Annotated in this window: 6 protein-coding genes; all 6 read left to right on the top strand. The window is 66.6% G+C overall.

Annotation, left to right across the window (positions count from 1 at the left end; genetic code table 11):
- Nucleotides 1-56: 56 nt before the first annotated feature.
- Nucleotides 57-2,201, top strand: a complete 2,145-nt coding sequence (locus GM676_RS02045; protein WP_155461701.1) for an EAL domain-containing protein — start codon at nucleotides 57-59, stop codon at nucleotides 2,199-2,201.
- A gap of 33 nt (nucleotides 2,202-2,234) precedes the next feature.
- Nucleotides 2,235-2,882, top strand: a complete 648-nt coding sequence (locus GM676_RS02040) for an FxDxF family PEP-CTERM protein (protein ID WP_155461700.1) — start codon at nucleotides 2,235-2,237, stop codon at nucleotides 2,880-2,882.
- Between the two features lie 133 nt (nucleotides 2,883-3,015).
- The gene (locus tag GM676_RS02035; protein WP_155461699.1) at nucleotides 3,016-5,940 is read left to right on the top strand and encodes a ligand-binding sensor domain-containing diguanylate cyclase; all 2,925 of its coding nucleotides are present in this window, start codon (nucleotides 3,016-3,018) and stop codon (nucleotides 5,938-5,940) included.
- Nucleotides 5,937-8,066, top strand: a complete 2,130-nt coding sequence (locus tag GM676_RS02030) for an EAL domain-containing protein (RefSeq protein ID WP_155461698.1) — start codon at nucleotides 5,937-5,939, stop codon at nucleotides 8,064-8,066. Before GM676_RS02035 ends, GM676_RS02030 begins: the two co-directional genes overlap by 4 nt.
- Before the next feature lie 40 nt (nucleotides 8,067-8,106).
- On the top strand, nucleotides 8,107-9,672 hold the full coding sequence (locus GM676_RS02025) for a methyl-accepting chemotaxis protein (protein ID WP_155461697.1): 1,566 nt from the start codon (nucleotides 8,107-8,109) through the stop codon (nucleotides 9,670-9,672).
- Nucleotides 9,673-9,753: 81 nt separating this feature from the next.
- Complete coding sequence (locus tag GM676_RS02020; protein ID WP_155461696.1) at nucleotides 9,754-11,067, top strand: glycosyl hydrolase; 1,314 nt, start codon at nucleotides 9,754-9,756, stop codon at nucleotides 11,065-11,067.
- The last annotated feature ends 65 nt before the right edge of the window (nucleotides 11,068-11,132 follow it).

Below are 11,132 nucleotides of genomic sequence, written 5' to 3'. Positions count from 1 at the left end.
GGAAAAATGCTTATCCGTGCACTGCTCTCTGGTGCTGGCCTGGCCTGCACGGGTTCATGATCGCCCCGGCTTTGCTCCGGCAGGCGGCGCACCGCCCCGCGCTGTGGGCCATCACCATCCGCGACAGCTTTATCGTCCTGCTGCCGATCACCTTCCTGGGCGTGACCGCGACCCTGCTCAACAATCTGCCGTTTCCGGCGGTGCGTGGTCTGCTGTCCGTGCTGCTCGGCGCCGGCTGGCCGCAGGCGATGCAAGGCGTGATCGACGCCAGCTACGGCGTATTCGGACTGGCGCTGGCGGTGGTGCTGAGCATCCGCCTGGCGCGCCGGCTGGCCAGCAAGGACAGCGCTGACGAATTGCCGCAGGCGTGGGTCGGCATCGCGGCGCTGGTCAACTTCATGCTGTGCGTGGCGATGGCCGGCACCCCCTCGCTTGCGGATCTGGGCCGCCACTCCATGCTGCTCGGCATCGTGATCGGCATCATCACGCCAGAACTGCTGCGACCGCTGGTGGCGATATTCCACGTGGTGCCCGACTACGACAGTGAAGCGACGTTTTACTACGCCGTGCGCATGACGCCGCCGCTGGTGGCGCTCAGCTTGCTCGTCATGCTGGGCGCCGGCGCCACCAGCATGCTACCGGCGCCGGGCGCGCGCTGGCTGGCCGCGTTGCCGGCCTGGCTGCCTGGCTGGGCGGACACCGACTGGCTGTTCAGCATCATCGCCTTGCTGATCAACCATGTGCTGTGGCTGCTGGGCATTCACGGCAACACCGTGCTGGATGAGCTGGCGCCGGTGCTGTTCGCGCCCAGCTTCAACCATCACCTGGCATTGCGCCCGCTGCTGGACGCCTTTGGCCTGCTGGGCGGCTCGGGCGCCACGCTGGGCTTGGCGCTGGCGCTGTTCATCGTGGCGCGCGAGGGGCCGATGCGGCGCCTGGCGCTGGTCGCGCTGCTGCCGTGCTGGTTCAACATCAACGAGCTGCTGATCTTCGGCCTGCCGATCGCGCTCAACCCGATTTTCGTGTGGCCGTTCCTGCTGGCGCCGCTGGCGTTGACCTTGCTGGCGCTGACGGCGGTGCACGCCGGCTGGCTGCCGCTGCACGACCTCGCCGTGCCGTGGAGCACGCCCGCGCTGCTGTCGGGCTATCTGGTCAGCGGTTCGTGGCGCGGGGTGGCCTTGCAGTTGCTGGGCCTGCTGATCAGCACGCTGATCTATCTGCCGTTTGTCCGCCGCGCCGAGGCGCGGAGGGTGCGCGCCCAGGGCGAGACGTTCGACGCCGCCATCAACGCCATCGCGACGCAGGGGCTGCCGTATATACGCACGGTGCCGCGCCACAGCAAGGCCGGGCTGGTGCTGCGCGGCTTGCTGGCCACGCTGGAGCGCGATATCGGCAGCGCCGCCATGACGCTGGTGTTCCAGCCCAAGCATGACCGTCACGGCGCCGCGGTGGGGGTCGAGGCGCTGCTGCGCTGGCGCCACGGCCGCCACGGGCCGATCCGCGCCGACGTCGCCGTCACGCTGGCCGAGGAGGGCGCGCTGATCGTCAGCCTGGGCGCGTGGGTGCTGGAACAGGCGTGCGCGCGCAAGGCGCACTGGAACACGCTGGGGCTGTCGCACATCACCATGGCCATCAACGTCTCGCCGCTGCAACTGGACGATCCGGAGTTGCCGGCGCTGCTCGAGCGCTGCCTGCGGCAGTACAAGCTGTCGCCGGGCGAGATCGAACTGGAGATCACGGAGAGCCAGGCGATCGCGGCGCATCCGGTGGTGGATCGCAACCTGACCCGGATTGTCGCCATGGGGGTGACGCTGGCGATGGACGACTTCGGCATGGGCTATTCCTCGCTGCTGCACATGCGCCGCTTCCCGGTGCACGCCATCAAGATCGACGGCTCGCTCACGCGCGACGTGCTGTCCAACCCCACCAGCCGCGACATTATCCACACCATCGCCGCGCTGGGGTGCTCGCGCCAGCTGGAGGTGGTGGCCGAGTTCGTGGAAAGCGCCGAGCAGCGCGACACGCTGGCCGCGCTGGGCTGCGACGTGTTCCAGGGCTATCTGTACAGCCAGCCCCTGCCGGCCGACAGCTGCGCCCGATACCTGCTGGGGCAAGCACCCTCCTTAGCGCCGGATCAGGAAATCCCTACGGGAAGATCATCCCCGGCTGACATTCCTCGCAGTCAACGATCATTAAAATAATGACATTAGTAACCACATAACAGGGAGAAAAGCATGAAACAAGCAATTTCCGCCATCGCGCTGGCAGCCGCCACGTTCACCTGCGCCCACGCCGCATCGATTGACGGCCTGGTCAACACCGGTATCGGCGCGGCCGGCACGCAGGACACGCACTACGCCCTGAGCGTCGTTTCGGGCAACACGGTATTGCCGAACGATCACGCCTATATCAGCGCGGACAACGTGTGGCCGGTCGCCAAGGCATGGACCGCCAACACCGACAGCTCCAAATGGATCACGCCGACCAGCAATGTCGGCGCCTGGCTCGACCCGGTGGTCGACGGCGTCTACGACTACCGCCTGAGTTTTGACCTGAGCGGCTACGATGCCTCGACCGCCGCCTTCACCGGCCGCTACGCGGCGGACAATTCGGTGGTCGTGCTGCTCAATGGCCAGCAAATCGCCAGCGGCCACAAGTTCGACACCTGGCTGAGCTTTGGCGCCAGCAGCGGCTTTGTCAGCGGCGTCAACACCCTCGATTTCGTGGTCACCAACGGCCATCAGACGGACAACAACCCAACCGGCCTGCGCGCTGAATTCCTGAGCTCGACCGTGGCGGCGGTGCCGGAACCGACCACCTACGCCATGCTGCTGGCCGGACTGGGTTTGCTGGCGTTCGCGGCGAAACGCCGCAAGGCCTGATGTTGTAGTGCCTTTGCCTCCTGCCTTTCCCGGGCAGGCAAGGGCGGCTCCGGCCGCCCTTTTTTTCGCAAGATCGCACCGATCGTCCAAGTGCCGGCCGCCCGTGGCCGCACCTCAGCCCTTTCCGTCTCCGATGAAAATCCCTCGTCCCGTGCTGGTGCTGCTCGTCGTGCTGCCGACCATCATCCGGCCAGAACACGCGCTGGCGCAACAGCTGCCGCTACGCTACCTGGGCCAGCAGGACGGACTGGCCAATCTGTCGGTCGGCGTGCTGGCCCAGGACCAGGAGGGTTACCTCTGGGTGGGAACGGACAATGGCCTGTTTCGCTACAACGGCGCCGAATTTCAGCGCTTTGGCAAGGACGAGGGCATGACGACGACGACCGTCACCGCCGTGTTGCCAGACCGTCGGCGGCGCTTGTGGGTGGGCACCGAAGATGGTTTTTATTTCCACGACGGCCACCGGCTGGTGGAACTGCTGTACCAGGGCCAGACCTTGCCGATTCCGGTTGACTCGCCGCTGGCGGCCATGCCGGAAGGCGGCGTCGCGTTGATCAGTCACCGGCAACTGTTTCACGCGCTTGTGGTCGAGGGCCAACTGGTGGTCCGCCCCTATTTCCCCGCTGATCTGGTCCAGCGTCAGCCGTTGCTGAAAGAACTCGGCGCCGTCATGGCGCAACCCGACGGGCAACTGTGGCTGGGCTGCGGCGCGTCGCTTTGCAGCAGCGCCCCGCACGGCCTGCAAGTGTGGGATGCCGGCGCCGGGGTTCCGGCCGATCAGTGGCGCAATTTGACGCGCGCCGCCGACGGTAGCTTGTGGGCGCGCGGCAAGCACCATGTGATCGTGCTTGAACCCGGCGGCAAACGCTTCATCGACCGCACGCCGCCCGGTGGGCTGATGCGCAAGGCCAACCCGGCCACGGCCATGGCGGAGGACGCCGATCACCGCATGCTGATCACGACCGACACCGGCGTGGCGCGCTGGGACGCCGGCCGCTGGCATTTCTTCGACGGCGCCAATGGACTGAAGCCGGGGGTGTTGGCGATTCTGGTCGACCGTGACCATGGCGTCTGGCTGGGCAGCGCCGGACGGGGCCTGATGCACTGGATCGGCTACGACCACTGGGAAAACTGGACGACGGCGCAAGGCCTGCCGGACGATCAGGTATTTGCTTTCCTGCGCGATGGCGCCGGCAACTTGCGGATCGGCACGCGTTCCGGGCTGGCCATGCTGGGGGCGGGCGCCCCGCGCCGGGCGATGCCGGTTCCGGGCTACCGGCCCGAGCAGTGGGGCACGATGGCGGTCGACCTTCGGGGGCATTTGTGGAACGCCAGCTACGTCGGCTCGCTAATGCGGGAAGAGCGCCGCGGCGGCGGCGTGACCCAGGTCGCCAAGTTGCCGATGATCTTCAAGCTGCTGGCGGACCGCCAGGGCCGGATGTGGATCAGCACCTGGGATGGCCTGTTTGTCATCGAACATCCCGAATCCGGCGCGGCGCCCCAGCGTCCCGGCGGCTTGCCGGCAGAAGCCGATTTGCTGTCGGCGACGACACGGCGCAGCTGTCAGAGCGCCGACGGCATCCTATGGTTTCTCACCGATGACACGCTATGGCGCCTGCGCGGCGACCGTTGGGACAGCTATGGCCTGCGGGCGCCACGCGATCCCGCGTTTGACATGATGGCTTGCGCGGCCGACGGTTCGCTGTGGCTGGGGCAGGGCGCTGGCGGGCTATGGCGCGCGCATGTGGCCGGGTCCGGGCTGGTCAAGCAGGCCCAGCAGATTCCGCTGCTGCGCGACAAGGCCGTGTTCACCATCCACGAAGATCGCCGCGGCTGGCTGTGGCTGGGCACCGATGCCGGGCTGCTGGTCTGGAACCGCGCTCAGTGGCGCCTGTTTGGCAGCGGCGACGGCCTGGTGTGGAATGACCTCAACGCCAGGCCCCTTTACGAGGAGGCTGACGGCTCGCTGTGGCTGCCCACCTCCAACGGCGCATCGCACGTGACCCGGCCCGAGCGCCTGTTCGCGCCGCACCGCCTGTCCGCCAGCGTGGAGGCGGTGGAGCGCGCCGGCGTTGCGCTCGGCGTGCGCGACGGCGAGGCATTGCCGTGGTCGGCCGACGCCTTGCTCGTCACCATCGCCAGTCTCCATTATGAGCACCGGGCCGCCCTGCGTTTTCGCTACCGGCTGCTCGGCCTGGAGCGGGACTGGTCAAGCACCAGCGTGCCGCGGCTGCGCTATGCGGCGCTGCCGCCCGGAGAGTATCGCCTGCAATATGCGGTGGTCAATCTGGCGACAGAGAGCGCGTCGCCGGCGCGCGAATGGCGTTTCACCATCTTGCCCCCGTGGTGGCGCAGCAACTGGTTCCTGCTGGTATGCGCCGTGGGCGCGCTGGCCCTGTTGCGCGGCTTGTACCGCTACCGGGTGCGCGGCCTGCACGCGCGTAACGCGCGGATGGAAGAGATGGTGCGCGCCCGCACGCGTGAACTCGAATTGTCTCAGGAAGCCTTGCGTGAACGGGCGCTGCGCGATGGCCTGACCAAGGCCTGGAACCGGGTCGCGCTGCTGGAGATGATGGAGCAGCGCATGCAGAAGTCGCGGCGCGATGGCGGCACGTTCCTGCTATGCCTGCTGGACCTTGACCATTTCAAGCGCATCAACGATACCCATGGCCATCTGGCCGGCGATGCCGTCCTGTGCGAACTGGTGCGCCGCCTGCACGCCTGCGTGCGGCCTTACGACCTGGTGGGACGCTATGGCGGCGAGGAGTTTCTGGTCCTGCTGGCCGATCTCAACCAGAGCGATGGCGCGCCGCGGCTCGAGGCCATGCGCCGCGCCATCGAGGCGGCGCCGTTCGGTATCGGCGACGGCCACACGCTGGCGGTGACCGCGAGTTTTGGCGTCGCCGCATTCAACCCGGCGGCCCCGGCGGCGGGACTGGAACTGGTGCGACAGGCCGACGTGGCCCTCTACCGGGCCAAGCAGCGTGGCCGCAACCGCATCGAATACGCCGCGCCGGACCATGGAGCAGGGGCGCTTCGCCCTGGCGAACCGGCATGAAGATAACAATGCTCAGGCCGCTGGCGTCGCGGCTGACGCTATGGGTCGTCACCATCCGCGACAGTTTCATCGTGCTGCTGCCGATCACCTTTCTCGGCATGACCGCAGTCCTGCTCAACAATCTGCCTTTTGCGGCCGTGCGTGATCTGCTGGGCGCGGTGCTGGGCAGCGGATGGCCGCAGGCAATACCGTACCTGATCGGCGCCAGCAATGGCGTGTTTGGCCTGGCGCTGGCGGTGGTGATCAGCATGCGCCTGGGACGCAGCCTGGCCGGGGCTGAATCGGCCGACGAGTTGCCGCATGCCTGGGTCGGCATCGCGGCGCTGGTCAACTTCATGTTGTGCGTGGGGGTGAGCGGCCATCCGGCGCTGGCGGACCTGGGGCGCGGCTCCATGCTGCTCGGCATCGTGATCGGCATCGTCACGCCGGAGTTGTTGCGGCCGCTGATGGCGATGCTTCCGGCGGTCCCGGATGACGACTGCGAACCCACTTTCTACTACGCCGTGCGCATGACGCCGCCGCTGGTGATACTTGGCATGGCGATCATGCTGGCGGCCATGGCCATCAGCGCGATCCCGCCGCCGGACATGCGCTGGCTGACGGCGCTGCCGGCCACATTGGCCAACCGCCTCGGCGCCAACTGGCTGTGCGGCACGGTCACGGTGTTGGTCAGCCACGCGCTGTGGCTGCTCGGCATCCATGGCAACGCGATACTGTACCTGCACGCGCAGGCGCTGTTCGGCACCGACTATCAGCAGGCGCTGGCGTTGCGACCACTGATCAATGCCTTTGGCCAGCTGGGCGGCTCGGGCGCCACGCTGGGGCTGGTGCTGGCGTTGTGGATCGAGGCGCGCAAGGGGCCGATGCGGCGCCTGGCCCTGGTCGCGGCTTTGCCATGCCTGTGCAACATCAACGAGCTGCTGATCTTCGGCCTGCCGATCGCGCTCAACCCGATTTTCGTGTGGCCGTTCCTGCTGGCGCCGCTGGCGTTGACCTTGCTGGCACTGGCGGCGCTGCACGCCGGCTGGTTGCCGCTGCACGACCTCGCCGTGCCGTGGACCACGCCGGTGCTGCTGTCGGGCTACCTGATCAGCGATTCCTGGCGCGGGGTGGCGCTACAGTTGCTGGGTCTGGTGATCAGCACGCTGATCTATCTGCCGTTTGTCCGCCGCGCCGAGGCGCGGCGGGTGCGCGCGCAGGGCGAGACGTTCGACGCCGCGATCGAAGCCATCGCGGCGCGGGGAACGCCCTACCTGCGCGCGTTGCCACGCGACAGCAGGCCGGGGCTGGTGGTGCGCGGCTTGCTGGCCACGCTCGAGCGCGATATCGGCAGCGCCGCCATGACGCTGGTGTTCCAGCCCAAGCATGACCGCCACGGCGCCGCGGTGGGAGTCGAGGCGCTGCTGCGCTGGCGCCACGGCCGTCACGGGCCGATCCGCGCCGACGTCGCCGTCACGCTGGCCGAGGAGGGCGCGCTGATCGCCAGCCTGGGCGCCTGGGTGCTGGAACAGGCCTGCGCGCGCAAGGCGCACTGGAACACGCTGGGGCTGTCGCACATCACCATGGCCATCAACGTCTCGCCGCTGCAACTGGACGATCCGCAACTGCCGGCGTTGCTGGAGCGCTGCCTGCGGCAGTACAAGCTGTCGCCGGGAGAGATCGAACTGGAGATCACCGAAAGCCAGGCGATCGCGGCGCATCCGGTGGTGGACCGCAACCTGACCCGGATCGTCGCCCTGGGGGTGACGCTGGCGATGGACGACTTCGGCATGGGCTATTCCTCGTTGCTGCACATGCGCCGCTTCCCGGTGCATGCCATCAAGATCGACGGCTCGCTCACGCGCGATGTGCTGTCCAACCCCACCAGCCGCGACATCATCCACACCATCGCCGCGCTGGGGGGCTCGCGCCAGCTGGCGGTGGTGGCCGAGTTCGTGGAAAGCGCCGAGCAGCGCGACGCGCTGGCCGCGCTGGGCTGCGACGTGTTCCAGGGCTATCTGTACAGCCAGCCCCTGCCGGCCGACAGCTGCGCCCGATACCTGCTGGGGCAAGCACGCTCTATAGCGTCGGATCAGGAAATCCTTACAACAAGATCATCCATGGATGACATTCCCCGTAGTCAATAGTCATTAAAATAATGTTATCCCCCTATCAACCAAAGCACCCATGTCATACAAGAATGTGAAAATTGGCTTTCGGCTGGCGTTGGCCTTCGGTGTGCTGGTAGGGCTGATGCTGCTGCTTGCGGCCCTGACCATCAGCCGCACCAGAGCGATCGCGGAGACCATCGTCCGTGAAAGCGAGATCCGCAAGCAAATGCTGGAACCGCTCTACATCGCGCGCGAGGCGTTGGACCAGACCGGCATCGCGGCCCGCAACGCATTTATTTATGAGGATGAGGCGGCGGCTCAGCGCGAACTGGACATCCTGCAAAAGCAAAAGCAGGTTTATCTGGACGCGCTTGCCAAGGGAAAGCCGTACTTGCAAGGCACGGCCGGCTTCGACAAGGTCAGTGACGGCCTGTTGGCGATGGCCCGGGAACTCGACCGTCCCGCCCAGTACCGCCAGCAACGGCAGATGGAGGGCTATGGCAAATTCCTGGTCGACGAATGCAGCCCGCTGCGGCGCCGCATCGTTGCCGACATCGCCGAGGTGCTGGTCAAGATCGAAGCGCAAATGGACCAGGCCACGGCCGAGGCGCAGGCCGTCGTCTCGCGTTCGACCACGATGATCGCCGCGATCGCGCTGGGCATTCTGCTGCTGAGCGTCGGCCTGGCAGTGCTGGTGACCAGAAGCATCGTGCGGCCGATGCGCCAGGCGGTCGCCTTCGCGCAGGCCGTGGCGACCGGCGACCTCACGCGCGAGGTGGCGATTGACACCAGGGACGAAACAGGGGACCTGATGAGATCGCTCCAGGAGATGCAGCACAGCTTCGCCGACATCGTCCGCCAGGTGCGCACCGGCGCCGAAACCATCTCCCTGGCTTCCGACGAGGTGAGTGCGGGCAACCGGCATTTATCGGTGCGCTCGGAGCAGGCGGCGGGCTCGCTTCAGGAGACGGCCACCTCCATGGATGAGCTGAGCGCCACCGTCCGTCAGAACGCCGAGAACGCCCGTGCCGCCACGGCGCTGGCCGGCACCGCCACCGATGTGGCCGCGCGCAGCGGCGCGACCATCAACAATGTGGTGGAGACCATGTCGGAAATTGACGCGGCGTCCAGGCAGATCACCGAGATCATCGCGGTGATCGACGGGATCGCGTTCCAGACCAACATCCTGGCGCTCAACGCGGCGGTGGAGGCGGCGCGCGCGGGCGAGCAGGGGCGGGGCTTCGCCGTGGTCGCCGCGGAGGTGCGCAGTCTGGCGCAACGCTCGGCGACCGCCGCGCGCGAAATCACCTCCCTGATCGCCTCCTCGGCCGACAAAGTCCAGCAGGGCTCGCAACTGGTCAACGCGGCCGGCGTTACCATGCGCGAGCTGGTCGAGCGGGTGCGGCAGGTCAGCGAGATCATCACCACCATCAGCGTGGCCAGTCAGGAGCAGGCCGGCGGTATCGCACTCGTGAATACGGCGATCAGCGAGGTCGACGCGCTGACCCAGCAGAACGCCGCCCTGGTGGAACAGGCCGGCGCGGCGGCGCAGTCGATGCAACAGGAAGCGGCCTCGCTGGCCAGGCAGGTCAATGTGTTCAAGATCCATCCCGCGACTAAACAAGGCTCGCAACACAGCTAAACTTGGCGGCATTTCAGCACGCCGCGCGAGCGTTGCGGTCCGCGCGGCTACACTTCGTCTCAAATAATGACAGGAGACGATATGAAAGTTCTTGCATGGACGCTGTTGCCGGCGCTGACTCTGCTGGCAGCCTGTGGCGGTGGTTCGGGAGCATCCGCGACGTCTGCACCGGCCACGGCCACCACCAGCACCGTGATCCCCACCGCGACGCCACCGGCGGAAACCTGCGAAGTCAACGGCAAAAGCTGGACGCTGTGCGCGACCGATGGCGGTGGCTGGGCCTTCGAGGGCGGCAATTATTGTGTTGCGCGCAGTTTCTGTCCGGCCAACCGCACCAGCCTGCCAACCATCGCCGGACGCGCCGCGCCGGTGGACCCGAACGCCGGCGCCCGCACCAGATCGCTCTACACCTATCTGCGCAGCATCTGGGGCAACAGCATCATCGCCGGCCAGAGCGACCTGACCTGGAAAGACTCGGTCGATATGGCCGAACGGGTCCACGCCGACACCGGCAAGTATCCAGCCCTGATGGGTTACGATTTCATGAACTACGGCATGACCGCCAGCTGGGCCGAGGGGCTGCATCAGACCGAGGAGGCCATCGCCTACGCGGCCAAGGGCGGCCTGGTGGAATTCAGCTGGCACTGGCGCGACCCGGCGCTGCTGAAAACCGCACAGGTCAACAATGCCAATTTTTACGCCCACGATAGCGATCCCGCCAACAACACCAGCTTCATGATTCCCGTCTCGAAAGGCGCGCTCGACAAAACCAGTCCGGCCTTTCAGCAAATCAATGACGGGATCGATCTGATCGCCGTCCAGCTCAAGCGCCTGTCCGACGCCGGCGTCACCGTGCTCTGGCGGCCGTTGCACGAAGCTTCGGGCTATAAAGGCGACGGCTGGTTCTGGTGGGGCCGCGCGCGCGGCGACGGCGTTCCGCAGGCCTACGCCAACATTCTGCTGTGGCGCCATCTGTACGACCGGCTGGTCAACGTTCATGGCATCCACAACCTGATCTGGGTATGGAACGGCCAGGACCCGGCGTGGTACCCGGGCGATGATGTGGTCGATGTCAGCAGCCTCGATATCTACGACAATGCCGACAACAAGACCTACCAGTCGCAACTGGCCAGCTACCAGCAGACGCAGCGGTCCAGCGCGGAAAAGAAACTGATCGCGCTCAGTGAAAACAGCTACATACCGGACCCCGACAAGATCACGGCCGACGGCGCGTGGTGGCTGTGGTTCATGACCTGGAGCGACGGCGGCGGGGCGGCCGGCGTCTCCGATCCCAACAATTTCTGGACCGGCGAGTATTACAACACCAACGCCCACAAGGTGAAGGTGTACAACCATCCGAAGGTGATCACACTGGATAAGTTGCCGAAGTTCTGAAGTACGCTGCGCTTGCGGCAGGGCGCTCGTCTCGAGCCACCTGAGTTGCCACTGCCTGACTGCTT

Source organism: Duganella radicis (genome assembly GCF_009720825.1).
GTDB lineage: Bacteria > Pseudomonadota > Gammaproteobacteria > Burkholderiales > Burkholderiaceae_D > Rugamonas > Rugamonas radicis.
The sequence above is the reverse complement of the archived record's forward strand: the minus strand, read 5'-3'. Positions and strand labels throughout refer to the sequence as shown.